The sequence below is a fragment of the Photorhabdus sp. HUG-39 genome, assembly GCF_963878365.1.
Taxonomy (GTDB): Bacteria; Pseudomonadota; Gammaproteobacteria; order Enterobacterales; family Enterobacteriaceae; genus Photorhabdus; species Photorhabdus kayaii.
Window position 1 is genome coordinate 1 of the sequence record NZ_CAWNWY010000019.1, and the last position, 16,682, is coordinate 16,682.

Annotated in this window: 17 protein-coding genes, 2 rRNA genes and 4 pseudogenes; 12 read left to right on the forward strand and 11 right to left on the reverse strand. The window is 43.0% G+C overall.

Translation table 11 applies throughout. The annotated features are described in order from the left end of the window. The 3 genes from AAC155_RS13355 to AAC155_RS13365 all read left to right on the forward strand — a co-directional run. A 23S ribosomal RNA gene (locus tag AAC155_RS13355) occupies positions 1-168 on the forward strand; the annotation flags it as partial. Between the two features lie 149 nt (positions 169-317). Next, positions 318-433, forward strand: a 5S ribosomal RNA gene (rrf, locus tag AAC155_RS13360). A 123-nt stretch (positions 434-556) separates the two neighbouring features. After that, a complete protein-coding gene (locus AAC155_RS13365) occupies positions 557-706 on the forward strand; it encodes a hypothetical protein (protein WP_229015627.1) in 150 nt (49 codons plus the stop codon). 33 nt (positions 707-739) lie between these two features. On the opposite strand, the gene AAC155_RS13370 is transcribed toward AAC155_RS13365, so the two are convergent. The 4 genes from AAC155_RS13370 to acs form a co-directional block, all read right to left on the reverse strand. Beyond that, complete coding sequence (locus AAC155_RS13370; protein ID WP_229015626.1) at positions 740-1,054, reverse strand: sulfatase-like hydrolase/transferase; 315 nt, start codon at positions 1,052-1,054, stop codon at positions 740-742. A gap of 205 nt (positions 1,055-1,259) precedes the next feature. Next, positions 1,260-2,909 carry a cation/acetate symporter ActP gene (gene actP, locus AAC155_RS13375; RefSeq protein ID WP_113042724.1) on the reverse strand — a complete coding sequence of 550 codons (1,650 nt, stop codon included), beginning with the start codon at positions 2,907-2,909 and terminating at the stop codon, positions 1,260-1,262. Next, a complete protein-coding gene (locus AAC155_RS13380; RefSeq protein WP_112878428.1) occupies positions 2,906-3,217 on the reverse strand; it encodes a DUF485 domain-containing protein in 312 nt (103 codons plus the stop codon). Before AAC155_RS13380 ends, actP begins: the two co-directional genes overlap by 4 nt. A 63-nt stretch (positions 3,218-3,280) precedes the next feature. Beyond that, positions 3,281-5,236, reverse strand: a complete 1,956-nt coding sequence (gene acs / locus AAC155_RS13385; RefSeq protein WP_113042726.1) for an acetate--CoA ligase — start codon at positions 5,234-5,236, stop codon at positions 3,281-3,283. 373 nt (positions 5,237-5,609) lie between these two features. On the opposite strand from acs, the gene sodA reads away from it, so the two are divergent. Beyond that, positions 5,610-6,236: a superoxide dismutase [Mn] gene (gene sodA / locus AAC155_RS13390; RefSeq protein WP_112878426.1), complete on the forward strand. Its 627-nt coding sequence runs from the start codon at positions 5,610-5,612 to the stop codon at positions 6,234-6,236. A 118-nt stretch (positions 6,237-6,354) separates the two neighbouring features. Next, positions 6,355-7,026 carry a 6-hydroxyaminopurine reductase gene (gene yiiM, locus AAC155_RS13395; RefSeq protein ID WP_112878425.1) on the forward strand — a complete coding sequence of 224 codons (672 nt, stop codon included), beginning with the start codon at positions 6,355-6,357 and terminating at the stop codon, positions 7,024-7,026. Between the two features lie 59 nt (positions 7,027-7,085). On the opposite strand, the pseudogene AAC155_RS13400 reads toward yiiM, so the two are convergent. After that, positions 7,086-7,286 (reverse strand): annotated as a pseudogene (locus AAC155_RS13400) (recombinase family protein); the annotation flags it as partial. Between the two features lie 191 nt (positions 7,287-7,477). Here AAC155_RS13400 and AAC155_RS13405 point away from each other — a divergent pair. Continuing rightward, the gene (locus AAC155_RS13405) at positions 7,478-8,059 is read left to right on the forward strand and encodes an RNA polymerase factor sigma-70 (RefSeq protein ID WP_113042729.1); all 582 of its coding nucleotides are present in this window, start codon (positions 7,478-7,480) and stop codon (positions 8,057-8,059) included. A 1-nt stretch (position 8,060) separates the two neighbouring features. Continuing rightward, positions 8,061-8,261 (forward strand): hypothetical protein, encoded by a 201-nt coding sequence (locus AAC155_RS13410; RefSeq protein WP_112878422.1) that lies wholly within the window; start codon positions 8,061-8,063, stop codon positions 8,259-8,261. Positions 8,262-8,267: 6 nt separating this feature from the next. Here AAC155_RS13410 and AAC155_RS13415 read toward each other — a convergent pair whose 3' ends face one another. Genes AAC155_RS13415 through AAC155_RS13430 form a run of 4 tightly spaced genes read right to left on the reverse strand, consistent with a single transcriptional unit; the run spans position 8,268 to position 10,711 of the window. Further along, positions 8,268-8,747: a DoxX family protein gene (locus tag AAC155_RS13415; protein ID WP_112878431.1), complete on the reverse strand. Its 480-nt coding sequence runs from the start codon at positions 8,745-8,747 to the stop codon at positions 8,268-8,270. Position 8,748: 1 nt separating this feature from the next. Continuing rightward, positions 8,749-9,498 carry an HvfC/BufC N-terminal domain-containing protein gene (locus tag AAC155_RS13420; protein ID WP_113042731.1) on the reverse strand — a complete coding sequence of 250 codons (750 nt, stop codon included), beginning with the start codon at positions 9,496-9,498 and terminating at the stop codon, positions 8,749-8,751. Continuing rightward, positions 9,467-10,390: an MNIO family bufferin maturase gene (gene bufB / locus AAC155_RS13425; protein WP_113042733.1), complete on the reverse strand. Its 924-nt coding sequence runs from the start codon at positions 10,388-10,390 to the stop codon at positions 9,467-9,469. The genes AAC155_RS13420 and bufB overlap by 32 nt, the downstream gene beginning before the upstream one ends. 27 nt (positions 10,391-10,417) lie before the next feature. Beyond that, the gene (locus tag AAC155_RS13430; protein ID WP_113042734.1) at positions 10,418-10,711 is read right to left on the reverse strand and encodes a BufA1 family periplasmic bufferin-type metallophore; all 294 of its coding nucleotides are present in this window, start codon (positions 10,709-10,711) and stop codon (positions 10,418-10,420) included. 466 nt (positions 10,712-11,177) lie between these two features. Here AAC155_RS13430 and AAC155_RS24510 point away from each other — a divergent pair. From AAC155_RS24510 to AAC155_RS13450, 5 genes and pseudogenes are all read left to right on the forward strand, one after another. Next, positions 11,178-11,333: pseudogene (locus tag AAC155_RS24510) on the forward strand (SUMF1/EgtB/PvdO family nonheme iron enzyme); the annotation flags it as partial. 61 nt (positions 11,334-11,394) lie between these two features. After that, positions 11,395-11,760 carry a formylglycine-generating enzyme family protein gene (locus tag AAC155_RS13435; RefSeq protein ID WP_262405152.1) on the forward strand — a complete coding sequence of 122 codons (366 nt, stop codon included), beginning with the start codon at positions 11,395-11,397 and terminating at the stop codon, positions 11,758-11,760. Positions 11,761-11,798: 38 nt separating this feature from the next. After that, complete coding sequence (locus AAC155_RS13440; protein ID WP_113042736.1) at positions 11,799-12,992, forward strand: IS4 family transposase; 1,194 nt, start codon at positions 11,799-11,801, stop codon at positions 12,990-12,992. A gap of 189 nt (positions 12,993-13,181) precedes the next feature. Then, positions 13,182-13,490: pseudogene (locus AAC155_RS13445) on the forward strand (formylglycine-generating enzyme family protein); the annotation flags it as partial. A gap of 4 nt (positions 13,491-13,494) precedes the next feature. Further along, positions 13,495-13,870: pseudogene (locus AAC155_RS13450) on the forward strand (Tn3 family transposase); the annotation flags it as partial. A gap of 60 nt (positions 13,871-13,930) precedes the next feature. Here AAC155_RS13450 and AAC155_RS13455 read toward each other — a convergent pair. Beyond that, positions 13,931-14,812 carry a hypothetical protein gene (locus tag AAC155_RS13455; protein ID WP_113042738.1) on the reverse strand — a complete coding sequence of 294 codons (882 nt, stop codon included), beginning with the start codon at positions 14,810-14,812 and terminating at the stop codon, positions 13,931-13,933. 137 nt (positions 14,813-14,949) lie between these two features. Further along, positions 14,950-16,674 carry an AMP-binding protein gene (locus AAC155_RS13460; protein ID WP_158536568.1) on the reverse strand — a complete coding sequence of 575 codons (1,725 nt, stop codon included), beginning with the start codon at positions 16,672-16,674 and terminating at the stop codon, positions 14,950-14,952. Positions 16,675-16,682 lie beyond the last annotated feature (8 nt).

The window sequence follows — 16,682 nt, forward strand, 5'->3', positions numbered from 1 at the left end:
GAGATAACCGCTGAAAGCATCTAAGCGGGAAACTTGCCTTGAGATGAGTCTTCCCTTGACTTGAGGTCACGGAAGGAACGTTTAAGACGAAGACGTGGATAGGCTGGGTGTGTAAGCGCAGCGATGCGTTGAGCTGACCAGTACTAATGAACCGAGAGGCTTAACCTTACAACGCCGAAGGTGTTTTGGCGCTCAGAAGACAGCGGGCAGAAGCCGGGTGTCAGAAGAGAGTAGAGAGACGATTTTCAGCTTGTTGAACAGATTGATTCGGGTGGTTGCGGAAGAAGAGACGCGCCGCCTGGAATAAACCGAATATGCCTGGCGGCGATAGCGCGGCGGTCCCACCTGACCCCATGCCGAACTCAGCAGTGAAACGCCGTAGCGCCGATGGTAGTGTGGGGTCTCCCCATGTGAGAGTAGGGAACTGCCAGGCTTTAAATACCGTAGAAACCCCCAGCGAGCGCTGGGGGTTTTTGCGTTTTTAAGGGATATCCTATGGATTTCAAGATGCATCGCGACGGTAAGGGAGCGAATCCGCGGGGGCATAGCGAACGATGTGACCGGGATGAGTGCGTGCCGCCAACAAAGAGGCAACTTGAAAGATAACGGGTATATTAAGTTTTTATTATCATCGATCACCGTTAGCTCTTTCTGTGATTTGAAACAATTGCTTAATGGTGAACGGCAGTTTTCTGGAGATTTATGATAAATACCTAGCCAATCACTGATAAGGTAATAATTATCTGAAGTTGAGAAAGGGGTGTTTATTATACCAGATAAATAAGGGGATATTATAAGCCTTTTTTCGAGGATGACTAACTCCGTGGTTATAACGGATGTCACTGTTTTTATCTAAACGTTGTAATCCATGATCTGAAAAATAGAGAATAAATGCTTTATAATCTTTGATTTTATTAATAATTTTCTCTATTAGCTGATCTGTATAAACTATTGAGCTGTCATAGCAATTATCATCTTCGTTCGATGAGAAAGACATCAGTTTATTTTCGGGAAATTGGTTACAGGATGGCTCATGATTGCCATAGATATGCATAATAATAAATTTCTTACCTTTCTATTTGAGTAATCGGCCATTTATTTCTCATACAGATTAATAATTTAATTAATAAATTGAAATGAAAGAGTTAATCATTAACCTAGGATTAAAATAAGAGGTTAACTTGTGAAATAGCTCTGAATTCAGGCGGCTTCTAATGAAAATACCTCTCCCGAAGGAGAGGCTGGACATAAAAACGTAATTAGTGTGTTTTTCCTTGTGCGATATCAAGTCCTGTTTGTGATCGAATAAACTGGATTCTAAATTGTTCTCTTTCCTGCATACCTTGTTGTGAATTATCGGTGATAGAAAATAGCCATGAACCAATAAAAGCGATAATCATTGAGAATAATGCGGGATATTCATAAGGATAGATTGGTTTCTCATGACCGAGAATGCTGACCCAAATTGTTGGACCGAGAATCATTAAAACTACTGCTGTAATTAATCCTAGCCAACCTCCGGTTAACGCACCACGGGTAGTGAGTTTACGCCAGTACATAGACAAAAGAATGGTTGGGAAGTTACAGCTTGCAGCAATAGAAAATGCTAATCCAACCATGAAAGCTATGTTCTGGTTCTCAAATAGAATACCTAATCCGATTGTGATAAACCCAAGTATCACAACTGTTATTTTTGATACTCTCAGTTCATCTCGTTCATTGGCTTTACCGCGTTTAATGGCGTTTGCATATAGGTCATGTGATACTGCTGATGCACCAGCCAGCGTTAGCCCCGCAACAACGGCTAGAATTGTGGCAAAGGCGACAGCAGAGATAAAACCCAGAAACAAGTTGCCTCCAACTGCACTAGCGAGGTGAACGGCTGCCATGTTAGTACCACCGATGAGTGTGCCGGTAGCATCTTTAAAGGAAGGGTTTGGACTAACCAGTAAAATAGCACCGAAGCCGATGATAAAAGTCAGAATGTAAAAATAACCAATAAAGCCAGTAGCGTAGAAAACGCTCTTTCGGGCCTCTTTTGCATCACTTACAGTAAAGAAACGCATGATAATATGAGGTAAACCAGCGGTACCAAACATCAATGCCAAACCAAGAGAAAGTGCGGATATTGGGTCAGATACCAACCCTCCTGGACTCATGATGGCTTCACCTCTTGAGTGGACAGCAATGGCTTCTTTGAACAACGTATTGAAATTGAAGTTTACTATTTTCATGACCATAAGGGCCATAAAGGTGGCACCAGCTAGTAATAGGATAGCTTTGATAATTTGTACCCAGGTCGTTGCTAGCATACCGCCAAACAAAACATAAAGTACCATCAGGATACCAACCAATACGACCGCTACATGGTAATTGAGCCCAAAAAGCAATTCGATAAGTTTGCCTGCGCCAACCATCTGAGCAATAAGATAAAGGGCGACAACAAACAGCGAGCCAATTGCAGATAACGTACGGATTGGGCGTTGCTGTAACCGGTAAGAAGCGACATCGGCAAAAGTATAGCGTCCAAGGTTTCTTAATCTTTCGGCAATCAGAAATAGGATAATAGGCCAGCCAATCAAGAAGCCGATAGAATAAATTAGTCCATCATAACCAGACGTATAGACTAAAGCGGAAATGCCGAGGAATGATGCTGCGGACATAAAATCTCCCGCAATTGCCATTCCATTTTGGAAACCAGTAATACGTCCCCCCGCCGTGTAGTAATCAGTACGGGAGCGTGTTTTTTTTGAGGCCCAGTAAGTGATATAGAGTGTAAAACCAACAAACAGGACAAACATGATAATGGCCTGAATGTTGATAGGTTGCCTTTCTCCAGTTTCAGAGATTGCGTTAGCCCAGGTGAGATGAGGAAATAGCACTATTGCTAATAACAGGAACTTTTTCATTTCTTTACCTCACAGAGAATTTGTGAGGTAAGGTGATCAAACTCGCTATTGGCTCTGATTACATATAAGCCGGTTAAGATGAATGAAATAACAATTAAACCAATACCAACCGGTATTCCACGGGTAATACTGGAATCATTATAAAGGGGAGTACCTAACCATTCTGGGGCAAATGCAATGAGAAAAATAAAACCGACATACAGAATTAATGTGATTATTGATAGCAACCATGCAAAACGTCCCCGCTTTTCAACCAATTCTTTGAAACGCGGGTTATTCTCGATCCCTTGGTAAATGTCGTCATTCATCGGAGTATATCCTCTTATATTTATTATATTTTGATTACAGCCGCCATAAGGCGGCATGATCTGTCACGAAATACTCATTGTTTGTTTTTCTTCTAACAATTTTTCTACTACTCCTGGATCTGCTAGTGTTGAAATGTCTCCTAGATTGTTGGTATCGCCGGAGGCTATTTTGCGCAGGATACGACGCATAATTTTTCCTGAACGGGTTTTTGGTAAGGAGTCTGTCCAGTGTAGGATATCTGGTGTAGCAATCGGACCGATTTCTTTACGTACCCAATTACGGACTTCTGTATAGAGTTCTGGAGAGGGTTCTTCACCGTGATTTAAGGTGACATAGGCATAAATTGCCTGCCCTTTAATATTATGTGGGGTACCTACGACAGCAGCTTCTGCAATTTTAGGATGAGAGACCAAAGCAGATTCAATTTCAGCAGTACCTAGACGGTGGCCGGAAATATTCAGCACATCATCAACACGGCCAGTTATCCAATAGTAGCCATCTTCATCACGGCGTGCGCCATCACCACTAAAATACATTCCCTTAAAGATAGAGAAATAGGTTTGTTCGAAACGGTCATGATCGCCAAATAGTGAGCGTGCTTGTCCTGGCCAGGAATCGGTAATAACCAGGTTTCCTTCACAAACACCTTCTAGTAGTTCACCAAGATTATCAACCAATGCGGGCTGAACACCGAAGAAAGGTAGCGTTGCGGAACCTGCTTTTAGTTCGGTTGCGCCTGGCAGTGGTGTGATCATGAAGCCACCAGTTTCTGTTTGCCACCAAGTATCAACAATCGGGCATTTGCTGTTACCAATTTTCTGGTAATACCATTCCCAAGCTTCCGGGTTAATCGGTTCGCCAACTGATCCCATAATACGCAGAGAAGTACGTTTCGTTCCTTCAATAGCTTTGTCACCTTCTGCCATCAGGGCACGAATCGCTGTGGGTGCTGTATACAGGATATTTACCTGATGTTTATCAATAACCTGACTTAGACGGTTAACCGCAGGATAGTTTGGTACACCTTCAAACATTAGGGTAATAGCGCCACAGGAAAGGGGGCCGTAGAGCAGGTAGCTATGTCCGGTAACCCATCCCACATCGGCTGTGCACCAATAAACTTCCCCCGGCTGATAATCGAATACATATTTAAATGTTAGAGATGCATATACAAGGTAACCTCCAGTGGTGTGCAGTACCCCTTTGGGTTTACCGGTAGAGCCTGAGGTATAGAGAATAAACAGTGGGTCTTCTGCATTTATCTCTTCAACTGGACAGTCAGCACTCGCGTCTGCTACCAATTCATGCCACCAAAGGTCGCGGCCAGATTGCCAGTGACCAATATTTCCAGTACGTTTAAAAACGATCACATTGGATACATTGACAACGGCTGCATTATTTAATGCGTCATCAACATTCTTTTTCAGGGGGATTGTACGTCCTGCTCTCAATCCTTCATCGGCGGTAATGACCAATTTGGTGTTTGAATCGATGATACGCCCGGATACAGCATCAGGAGAAAAACCTGCGAAAATAACAGAGTGAATAGCACCAATGCGGGCACATGCTAACATGGCAACCGCTGCTTCTGGCACCATCGGCATGTAAATAGCAACAACATCGCCTTTTTTAATACCCATATTTTTCAATACATTGGAAAACTGACATACATCATGGTGTAGTTCACGATAGGTTATTGCTTTGGATTCTGTTGGATCATCACCTTCCCAGATAATAGCGGTTTGCTCACCACGTTCTTTTAGATGACGATCGAGACAATTTGCGCTTAAGTTTAGTGTTCCATCTTCAAACCAGCGGATATTGATATGTCCAGGATCAAAAGAGGTATTCTTTACCTTGGTGTAAGGCTTAATCCAGTCAACAATTTTTCCTTTTTCACCCCAGAACCTGTCGGGATCTTGCAACGATAATTGGTAGTCTTGTTGATATTGTTGCTCATTCATCAGGGCATGTTCTGCAATGGCGATAGGAATAGGGTGCTTCATTATTTTGGTCATATAATATTCTCCTTACGAATGTTAATATTATGTCAAATCAAAGTTAACTAAAGTGTAAAGAGAATTTTTGTTTTTTTTTTGCGCGGAAGATCACGCAATAAAAAGAATATTTTTCACGTGATTGTCATTTAGTGTGGCGGGTTTATTTAGGTTTAATTGCTAATCAAAAATAGTAATTCAAAATCCTAATCCAATAATAATGTTTAATATAGACAAATTGACTGATAAGTCACTGAAACACAGTTGTATGATAAAACCATAATGAGAATATGGTGTTGATAAGCATTTCCAATAATATTTAATTAACTATAATGATCACGTTGTTCACAAGGTGTGGACTTTGAACCATTCTTATATGACTGGAGTACATGATATGAGCTATTCATTACCTTCTCTTCCTTATTCTTATGAAGCTCTGGAACCTCATTTTGATAAGCAGACGATGGAAATCCACCATACCAAGCATCATCAGACTTACGTTAATAATACCAATAGCGCCCTGGAAGCCTTCCCTGAGCTGGCAGGACTGGATATTGATGATCTGATTCAGCAATTAGATAAGATACCTGCTGATAAACGTACTTTTGTTCGTAATAATGCTGGTGGGCACGCTAACCATAGCTTGTTTTGGAAAGGTCTGAAATTAGGCACAACTCTGCAAGGTCCATTAAAAGAAGCTATTGAACGCGATTTCGGTAGTATAGATTCTTTTAAAGAGAAATTTGAGCAGGCAGCGGCTACCCGCTTTGGTTCTGGTTGGGCGTGGCTAGTACTGAAAGATGATGGCAAACTGGCGGTTGTATCGACTGCTAACCAAGATAGCCCATTAATGGGTGAAGCGATTTCTGGTGCATCTGGTTATCCGATTATTGGTCTGGATGTTTGGGAACATGCTTATTACTTACAGTACCAAAACCGTCGTCCTGACTATATTAAAGCATTCTGGAGCGTTGTTAACTGGGATGAAGCAGCGATACGTTATCAGGAAAAAGTGAAATAACTTTCTGAATAATTTGTCTTTTCTGCTATGCCGGCTGATATGACTGCCGGCATTTTTATTGGTTGAATGTTGGTTTATGATGGTGATGTCAGACTGATTTCAATAAGGAAAGTGAATTATGTATTGTCCGCAGGTATATACGGGTAAAATTGAAATATCAGGAAAACTTTCTGCCAGCGCAATTAACAAACGGATGGTTGATGGTAGCCTGCGTCTGACTTCTCTAGGATTAGAAGGTGATGAACAGGCCGAAACCCGTTTCCATGGTGGCCCTGATCGTGCGCTTTGCCATTATCCCCGTGAACACTACGATTTCTGGAAACATCAATTTCCTGATCAGGAAGATTTCTTTATTGCTCCCGCGTTTGGCGAAAATATTTCCACAACGGGGTTGACTGAAGAAAATGTTTGTATCGGTGATATTTTCAGTTGGGGAGAGGCCATGCTTCAGGTAACTCAGCCTCGTTCGCCTTGTTACAAACTCAATTCTCATTCCGGTATTAGTAATTTTTCTGCCATTATGCAGGGGAGTGGCCGCTGTGGTTGGCTTTACCGAATTATTGCAGCGGGAAATGTTAGCCCGGATGAGCCTTTTGTTCTTGTTTCCCGTAATAGTGATGTTTTGGTTAAAGAAGCGGTAGCGATTGCTTTTAATATGCCATTTGATGAAGAGCAATATCGTCGGTTGATGAGTGCCGCTGGGTTATCTGCCAGTTGGAGCCTGACTATGCAAAAGCGGGTGATGTTTGGAAAGATTGAGGATTTTAACCGTAGGTTGTTCGGGAAATAATAAAATGTGCACGTGGTGAACGTGCACATTAGCATTGACATTACTTCCTACTTCCTACTTCCTACTTTCAGATGTTCAATCACCACTCGTTGTTGTTCCTCATTAAGTACCGAACGGCGTCCCATGTGTTTTCCTACTGCTTTAGCTCGTGCAATACCAGAATGAGTGCGCTCTATTAGTAAGTCTTGTTTAAACTCTGCCATTGCAGCTATTATCTGCATGGTCACTCTCTCGGCAGAACTGGTCAGATTTACTTCTCCATGACGCTATGAAGTTGAACGAAAAATAGGTGGCGCTGGGGAAAAGACACGTCCCCTGCTGTACAAAAAACAGATTTAATTTAGAATTGTCCCCGTTCCCCAAACGGTCCCTAAGTCATGTGAGTGAATTTAAACGATTCCGCCAGTAATACCCGGTTATCCCGAATAATCCTGTTGAGATAGAAACTAAGATGTCCGATATCAATAATCTGCTGCGGGATCCGCAGTTTTTTTCCATGCTGCATAAACAGATGTTGCAGTTTGCCAGCTTGCAGTTGAATGATTTTCATCAGGCGGAAGATGTTGTCCAAGAGGCTCTGGAAGGGGCGATGAAGAATGCCGCTTCTTTTGCCGGACGAGCTGCCTGGAAGAGCTGGGTGTTTACGATCCTGCGCAACAAAATCTCGGACGCCTTGCGTATGCGTTATCGGCACAGCAGCGTGCAACTGACTGATGATGTTGATGAGCAAAATTTCGAAGCGCTGTTTGATGAGTCTGGTCACTGGCCACGAAACGAGCATCCTCAGCGCTGGCATTTACCGGATGAGGCAGCCGAGCAGGAGCAATTTTGGACGGTTTTCGAGCTTTGTCTGACACAGTTGCCAACGCAAAACGCACGGGCGTTTATGATGCGCGAATTTATTGGTCTTGAGACTCAGGAGATCTGTCAGGAGATGGCGCTCTCTGTCAGCAACCTGAATGTGATGCTCTGGCGTGCGCGTATGCGTTTACGAGAATGTTTGTCACAACGCTGGTTTTCCCAGGAGGATTAATATGCTTAGTTGTTACCAAGCTACACGCCTGATGTCTCAGGCGCTAGATGAAAAAATCGTGCTTTCTCAACATGTTCAGCTAATGCTGCATTTGAAAATATGCGACGGGTGCCGAAACTTCAGACAACAGCTTGCCGACCTGCGCACTATCACTTCCGCATTCGCTCGTGGCGAAAATGAGAATCAAAATAAAGTAACGTAGGGAGGATCAGGTACGATGGCGGTAAATCAGGCGATCAAGCGAAAACCTCCCACCGCCATAAGTCACCAGATACAACTGAGCCGTCAGCCAGGTAGCGTGAACAGGCCAGGCATCCGGATAAACAAATATCTGAATCACCAGCGTCATCACCATTAATGCTAGCGCGGAGAAACGTGTCGCTAATCCGACAATCAGCAGCAGCGGAAACAAGTGTTCTGCGGTCGCGGCCATGACGGCAGCAACATCGGGTGGCAGCAGAGGAAGTTTGTACTCGCTGGTAAAGAGTGACACGGAGCTATCGGTAACGCGCGGAATCCCTAATTGCCAGGGTGTGCGTGTCTCCAGAATATCTATGTTTAATCCCACCACTTTGCTTTGACCTGACAGCCAGAATGTTGCGGCAAGGCTAATGCGCGCCAGAAGGGGAATAACACTTTCCTGCGCAATGTGTTGTCCTTTTAACGCTAACATTTTGAGTAATGCCATTTTAGCGCTCCGTGTTGCTGTATAGAGAAAGGATCAGTCCATAGTGCTGCATGCGTTGTAAAACCGACTGAGGTTCAAAAGTTGCATCCTCTCCGGCGGCGATCTCTAAGGCTTCGGTAAGACATCGACCGGACTGGAGCATGGTAATAAACTGCATTTCCGCACGGCTGAGCAACATTATTCGTACGTCGTCGTCAACGCGGCACAGTAGCATATGTTCCGGCTGGAATGGGTTCAGCAGCATCTCGTTTTCACTTTGTTGGTGTGAGGCCCATAGGCTGAAGACGGCATAATCCGAACTGAAGAGCCGTACCGAAGGATGGAGCACCATCAGCAACTGTGCGGGATCGTCAACGGGGGCCGCTTCTGCCGTCTGTTCGGCAGGGTCTGCTGCATGCAGTGATTCGATAAACAACATTTCCAGCCGGGTGAGATCGCTCAGCCAAGGCCAGTCTGCCAACGGCTGAAATGTCGCAATCCAGTCCGGCAATTGTGCGCCATAGTTTGCCAAAACAGGAGAGGGTGGCGGTTGTTGACGTATAAACTCCGCCGCCATCGCACGAAAAAAGCACTCTCCGAGCTGGGCGAGAAGGACAGGGCAGTTTTCGGCCAGTGCGTCGATCAGAGACGCCATGACATTATTACGATAAACCGCAAAACGTACCGCTGGATCGCTATCGTTCCAGACTGTCAGTCCCTCTGGTACTGTGAGGTCGGGGTCAAGAAGTGCTTGATACAGTTGTTGTTGCATTTTTCGTGCTCTCCGTAATGTAACGCTGGGCATGGCCGGCTTCGTTTAGTAACACGTCTAATGGTGGGATATTGCTGTCCCATTCGATCAGGGTGGCGATCGGCCCTGTTTCACTCAGGGTCTCGTTATAAAGATCCCAGACAGGCTCGGTCACATGACTGTCGTGTGAATCAATCAACAGCAGGTCGTTTGCCCCATCGCGGCTTTCCGTATAGCCTGCCAGATGAATTTCACCGACACGGTGAAGTGGCAGTTCGAATAGCATCTGCTGTGGACAGCGATTATGGTTGACGCCACTAATATAGAGATTGTTCACATCCAGCAGTAGTCCGCATCCGGTGCGGCGTATCACCTCGGAGATAAAGTCAGTCTCGCTCATGGTTGAGGCACTGAACTCGATGTAAGTAGATGGGTTTTCCAGCAGAATGGGGCGACGCAGCGCATTTTGTACCTGATCGATGTGTTCGCAGACCCGCGTCAGCGTGACGTCGGTATAAGGCAGCGGTAGCAGATCATTGAGAAATAGATCGTTGTGCGTCGACCAGGCAAGGTGTTCAGAAAAAACGGCTGGCTGGTAGCGTTCAACCAGCGCAGCAACACGTTGTAAATAAGTCTGATTCAGAGGACTTTCTCCTCCGATGGACATGCCCACACCATGAATAGAGAGCGGATAATCTTGGCGAATGGCGGTTAGTGCTTGATGAAACGGACCTCCCACAACCAAATAATTTTCCGCGTGAATTTCAAAAAAACCAATGTCGGGTTTATCGCGCAGGATAGCGCGAAAATGCTCCGGCTTTAACCCGATCCCTGCTCTGGTCGGAAGCCTATTTAGCATGAGACAGTCAGGAGCATCACGAGAGACGCTATGTGAGGGTAAAGAAATTGTCATCGTATGAGCTCCTGCCTGATGCCAGAATTACGCTTCTTTAAATGCGTCCAGTTGACCAAAACCAGTTGGGGAGGTCGGAGACTTCATTTTTACGCAGGAACCCGCCGGTACCATTTTCCAGGCATTACCCTGATAATCCTTTTTTGAGGTACCAGCACAGGTGGTGCCTGCACCTGCTTTACAGTCGTTTTTCCCTTTCAGAGAAACGCCATAGCATTTCTCCATTTTGCTGCCGGAATCCGCCATTGCTGAAGTGCCTACCGTAATCAGTGCGCTGCCTAAAGCCAAGGCCAGTAATGCTTTTGTCGTTTGTTTAGTCATAGAACGTTCCTTTTATATTGGTGTAGAAGGTGAATTACTGCTTCGCTGAAACGAGCATTTGCTTCACTCGATTAGTCGCACCGCACATCAATTTCTTACAGTGAATATGAGAAAAAAATGATTTTTTTATAGTTAACTGATTTTTAATGACTTATTTTTGTGAATCAGATATTGGTCTGTACAAGAAAAGTGATGGAATGCTCACATCCACAGCCGTATGTCAGGGCTGTGTCGACAGGATAGGCTGGTAACCCTCTCGCTAGCCGAATTTTTCCCTACCGAACGACGGTCAGCGAGATCGTTTAAGGTGGACTGATTGCTTACTGTCTTAAATGGAAGAAGCCGTCACTGAAAGTTTTCTACTCAGAAGAAGATTTTTCAATGACGGCTTAAACAGAATTTGGGTTATATTAGCTTAGTAGAACTCAACAAGGGATTTTACGGCAGTGGTTTCAGACACCTTTAACTTAGCTTTGTTGAAGGTGGTGATTTTTACGTTGGTAGTGTATTTGGTACTCAAAATTATGAATCTCATTCTAATGTTAAATTAAATTCTTTTTATATCATGAAGAATGAAGTTACTTATTCAGAATATAAAGAGGTATATGAATGGGCTATATTAAATAGCGTTTCATAATTCTGCTACACATGGCCTTCTTCAACCCATTGTTATATATGGAATTATGAGTGGTATAAGATGTAGTGCTATTTTAGAATCTTATTTAAATGGTTATGATTTTGATGATGGATGTAATGGGGCATATTATGAAGATTGTCTTTCCCCTGAACAGGATGAAGGCAGGCACCCTGTGACGAATATTAAATGGCTAGATACCGTTCTTTTTTCAAATGCATTAAGTGAGAAATTAAAACTCACTCCAGTATATTTTCAAAAAGGAAATAAAATTATTAGAAAAAAAGACAAAAGCTTAGAGGTTTTTATAAATACAAAGGCTAATGGCTATCGTTTACCTACCTTAAACGAATGGCATGTTGCAGCAAGGGGGCTGAGGAATCCCCAGAAAATAGACAGGCATAGCGTTGTGTGATCTACTGATTGTTCCACCAAGTCAATAAGGTCACTGCTATGCCTGCACGTAAAGTATGTCACAACTTCTTCAAAGATGCCTTAGCACCGTTTCATAAATATCGCCAGAATGCATTAATCGATGCCACTATGGCTTTGATTAATGGCGCTTCTCTTACGCTAACCAGTATTGGACGTTTTTTGCCCGGACAGGCTCAGGTCAAAAACAAGATAAAAAGGGTTGATCGCCTGTTAGGAAACACCGCTCTTCACAACGATATTCCTGCGATTTTTAATAATATTACTGCCATGATAACTCGTCAGTTGCCTCTTTGTGTTATTGCTGTGGACTGGAGCGGTTATCCATCGCAGGAGTATCATGTGCTTCGTGCCAGCCTTCTTTGCGACGGTCGGGCAATGCCGTTATTGAGTTGGGTTGTATCCTCGGAAAAACAAAATAACACCTTAATACAAAATCAGTTTCTTGATTCCCTCGCTAAAGCCGTCTCTTCCGATGCCAGAGTCATCATCGTCACAGACGCAGGATTTAAGAGTCCATGGTTTCGACATATTGCCTCATTAGGCTGGGATTTTATTGGGCGGATCAGGAATAACGTTCAATTTCACCTGGCAGATAGTCCTGAAATATGGCTGAAACTCTCTGACTGTCCCGGAACAATAACGCCGAAATACATGGGGGCGGGAACGCTGGTCAAAGAAAAGAAAAACCGTATTAATGGTCATTTTTATACATACAAGAAATTACCTAAAGGGCGGAAAAGTAAACGTTCAAAAGGCAGGCCAATGTATACTAAAACAGACAACGAGTATCGGCAGTCAGCAAAAGAAGCCTGGCTTATTTTCAGTAGTATAGATGATTTAAAGCCACGGGAGATCATCAAGTTAGACAGTCGTCGCATGCAGATAGAGCAAAACTTCCGCGATGAAAAAAGTGAGCGTTTCGGATTTGGTCTTCGTGCCAGCCACAGTCGCTCTGCGGGTAGAATGCGGGTACTGAGCTTACTGGCAACCCTGAGCACAATCGTCCTGTGGCTGATTGGTTATCACGTGGAGAATAAGGGATTACATCTGAGATATCAGGCCAACAGTATCAAATCACGGCGGGTCATCTCATATCTGACGTTAGCGGAGAACGTCTTACGACACTCCCCACTGATTTTAAAGCAAATATCACTGAATGATGCTCTTAACCACTTAACAAGAATCTACCGAAATATGGTGCTGGTTTATTAGCACCGATTTGTGGGGATCCCTCAGAGCAAGGGGGGGAAAACCTGCCTTACGATTAGGAAGATATGGATACTATCCGACATTCCGCACCGCATTCATAATTTGTTGTTTTAATTAAGAATTAATAAATGCATAAATTTTATACAAACGATTTTAAATCAGTATATTACAGATATAGCTGCGGAATGACAGTACTATCACTCTGGGAGCAATGATTCTAAGAAGGTGGCGTGGTATCCAGAGTTTAATACAAGTAATTTTGGAACACAGGTTGTAGGTAAATTATCTCCAAACGACTTAGGTTTATACGATATGAGTGGAAATGTTTCTGAATGGGTCTATGATAGTTATGAGCTTGGTAAAGTTAAATTGTATTATTTTTGTGGTGGAAGTTATCTTTCCCATTCAAACAGCTTGTCCAATTGTGATAACCATAGTTCAGGATACGTGATGCCAGATGTTGGGTTTAGATTAGTTAGGAGTTATTTAAATGAAAAGTAAATTTTACCTCTTGGATTCACATAATAAGCGAAACGTACACCGTTCCCAGAATCGGGTTGAGCCTTATCACCAGTTACGATCAGCCGTTGCCAGAGTGGGTGGAAAGAAGGAATTAACCGGAAAAACTGACATTGAAATCGAAATCAGCAACCAGTGCGGCCGATTGATCGCCAATGCGATCATTTATTACAACTCGGCCATCCTGTCACGATTGCAGCAGAAGTTTGAAGCACAGGGTAATACCAAAGCGCTTGAAGTGCTCATCCGGATATCACCGGTAGCTTGGTGGCACATTTTGCTGAAATGGCCATTACACTTTTCAAAGCAGCAATAAACTCATTGATCTGGATGAGCTTATCGCAGATCTGAAGTTAGGGTGATGGAAAAATCTGGGATTCTGGCTTACTTCCCCTATTAAAGCACAGCAGGGTCAAGAAAGACTATACGTTGAAGCATTGTTCACTTTTCTGAAATATACTTTTTCGAATAACCGCTCGCGGTTTACACATTATGGGATTAGAGTCATCATAACTAATAAGACAATGCTGGGAATCCATCATTTTTTCCGAAACTTCATCTAAAAAACAGTATAAGCTATCACTCAAGTTGCCGGATTCATAAGGGGATATAACATAGTCATAAACAGATAATACTAAGTTATTAATCATTGCTAAATCATTAATAAGAATTCGAGCTACTTCCTTTAATACATCATTATGGTCATCAACGTTATTAATGCCACGGTACATATTAAAATCCAGTTCTCCTTTTCTCAATCTATTCCAGACCAAATAGACAGGTTGGGAGTGTGTTTTATCGACATCAAAAAAATTAAAGCGTTCAGAAATACCATTATAGTCAAGTATTGCTTGGTTTATGGACGGATCACCCAAAATCCACTCTTTTCTATCAAAGCACCAATATTCAATCAATATTTGTTCAGGAAATATATCTTCGATAAAGTAAGTGCAATATGCATACCTCATTCTCGATGGAATTTTTTTATACCGCATAATATCAAGTGCAACAATTGATATGGTCAAGCAGTGACCGATCAGCTTATTTTCAAAAGAAATCGGACTCATTAGTGACGTAACATCAGCTTGATACAATCTCTCAAGTATAATATTAGGTTGACTTATATCAATATCTCGATATCTTTCAGGGCTTATCCGATATTTATTTATACCTTTATAATGCTCTACTATATTTCTTGCAGTTTTAAATATCTCATCGAGAGAATCCGGAATTTCTTCATAAAAATAATCATAATTGGTTTTCAATCGATTAGTATATAATCTTTTAATATGTTCAGATATCAAAATTATCACCTTATTTATAAAACAATTTCTTAACGAACAATAAAATGTAGCCTTGGATTCACATATTAAGATGCTGCAATGGTTCGAGTCGCCGTAAACACCATAAAAGCGGTAAAGATTACCAAGGAGGGTAACAATTACGCGGATTCAAGCTCAGCGATAAGTGTCTGGAAAGATGGTCGTTCGAAGAGTTCATGTAACTCTAAGTTGGGGTAAAGGTCGAGCATATCGATATGAAGAGAGATAGCTTGCATGGACGTTAACCCTTGTTCAAAAAAGTTGTCGTCCTTTGACATCAGAGTGATATCCAAGTATCGACCCAAGATCTTACCCGCCGGATGGGAAGAGAGTTCGGGGCACAGCCCCGCAGGAGCAGTGTCGACGCCTGATGCGGGTTTCGTCAGTTGCACTAAGCTCATCGCTTCAAGCGTGTTTGAGTCCACTTTACCGCTCAGTGTGTAAGGCAGTTTTGGGGTAGTGAAAATATGATGAGGGATCAAGTAGTAGCTCAATTTAGACTCTAGCTCTGACCTTAGCATCGTCTCCGTTATATGAGAGCATTCAACCCATCCGATCAATTTTGAAGAGTCTAAACTTTCGTCATTAATTTGAATTACAGCGGAGCCAGTGACACCCTCTATCGATTCAAAGGCATCCGTTATTTCACTAGGTTCAATTCGATGTCCATTATTCTTAATGAATCCCCCATCCCTATGGAGAAAATTGACAATTCCCTCATCATCAACATACCCAATGTCATCTGTATCGTATAGCGTTTGGATCTGCCCGCCGATGCACACCTCAATGAATTTTCTCGCTGTAAGTTCAGGGTTATTAAAATAGCCCATAGACAAACCGTCTCCACCAATATGAATGCGTCCCAACTCTCCTGATTTACACATTTGTTGCTGCTCATTCAATACTAACAGCTGGGTATGACGTATCGGTTGCCCAATACGCATATCACCAGCTTGTTTAATTACATGCGCGCTGGACCATACCGTTGTTTCTGTCGGACCATAGACGTTGCACAGCCAGTCACTTTTTTCAAATAGTAAAGAGGACAATTGTTGCGACAACGCTTCTCCCCCTACCAGAACGTTTTGGAAGCGCCAACTCTTATCCAGATAAGCCAGAAGCCCTTTAAACATAGAAGGCGTGGCTTGATAGACTGAAGGAGACCAGTGTATCAATTGACTCGCCACCTGCTGCGGTGAAGCAATCTGGTTATCCGCCAGTAAGATCAACGTCCCGCCGCTAGACAGAGGGGCCGCATATTCCAGGAAGAAAATATCAAATGAGATTGAGGTTGAAGATAACCAAGTGTGTTCTGGCTTAGATTCCAGCAACGAGCAAAAATACTCAATTAAGTTGGAACACCCAACATGACTGACCATCACTCCTTTAGGCTCTCCTGTCGAGCCTGACGTATAGATACGGTAGGCCTCTTTAGATGGACGCGCCATCGTTTCTCCATCAAACTGCGAGCCAGCATTCAGGATCTCAGTAACACAATACGTTTTCTGACATGCACTCTTCTGCACATTACTGATGTACAAATAACGAGATTGAGAGAGGATGTGGTTTATTTTCTCTTTGGCCGTTCTGGGATCAACGGGGATATAAGGTATACCAAGATAATGACACGCCAAAATTGTTGCTATGAGCGACTCATTTCTCTGCAAACAGAGCACTATACCCTCCACATCGTCACTCATTGCAGTATGAATACCCACAGCAATACGTTTTGCCATTTGATGCAGCTGAGAATAGGTCATTGAATGGTTTGCTGTAATGAGTGCAATGTTGTTAGGCAACATTTCCGCAGAGGACTCAAATTTTTGAATAAATGTAGAATTCATCATCCCTC

Coding starts and splice junctions, on each gene's coding strand:
- AAC155_RS13420 (WP_113042731.1), bottom strand. CDS start 9,498: ATGCAACAACAACTGTATCAAGCACTTCTTGACCCCGACCTCACAGTA.
- yiiM (WP_112878425.1), top strand. CDS start 6,355: ATGTATTGTCCGCAGGTATATACGGGTAAAATTGAAATATCAGGAAAA.
- acs (WP_113042726.1), bottom strand. CDS start 5,236: ATGACCAAAATAATGAAGCACCCTATTCCTATCGCCATTGCAGAACAT.
- AAC155_RS13430 (WP_113042734.1), bottom strand. CDS start 10,711: ATGACTAAACAAACGACAAAAGCATTACTGGCCTTGGCTTTAGGCAGC.
- AAC155_RS13440 (WP_113042736.1), top strand. CDS start 11,799: ATGCCTGCACGTAAAGTATGTCACAACTTCTTCAAAGATGCCTTAGCA.
- AAC155_RS13405 (WP_113042729.1), top strand. CDS start 7,478: ATGTCCGATATCAATAATCTGCTGCGGGATCCGCAGTTTTTTTCCATG.
- AAC155_RS13435 (WP_262405152.1), top strand. CDS start 11,395: ATGAGTGGTATAAGATGTAGTGCTATTTTAGAATCTTATTTAAATGGT.
- AAC155_RS13380 (WP_112878428.1), bottom strand. CDS start 3,217: ATGAATGACGACATTTACCAAGGGATCGAGAATAACCCGCGTTTCAAA.
- AAC155_RS13415 (WP_112878431.1), bottom strand. CDS start 8,747: ATGGCATTACTCAAAATGTTAGCGTTAAAAGGACAACACATTGCGCAG.
- AAC155_RS13460 (WP_158536568.1), bottom strand. CDS start 16,674: ATGAATTCTACATTTATTCAAAAATTTGAGTCCTCTGCGGAAATGTTG.
- AAC155_RS13410 (WP_112878422.1), top strand. CDS start 8,061: ATGCTTAGTTGTTACCAAGCTACACGCCTGATGTCTCAGGCGCTAGAT.
- bufB (WP_113042733.1), bottom strand. CDS start 10,390: ATGACAATTTCTTTACCCTCACATAGCGTCTCTCGTGATGCTCCTGAC.
- actP (WP_113042724.1), bottom strand. CDS start 2,909: ATGAAAAAGTTCCTGTTATTAGCAATAGTGCTATTTCCTCATCTCACC.
- sodA (WP_112878426.1), top strand. CDS start 5,610: ATGAGCTATTCATTACCTTCTCTTCCTTATTCTTATGAAGCTCTGGAA.
- AAC155_RS13370 (WP_229015626.1), bottom strand. CDS start 1,054: ATGCATATCTATGGCAATCATGAGCCATCCTGTAACCAATTTCCCGAA.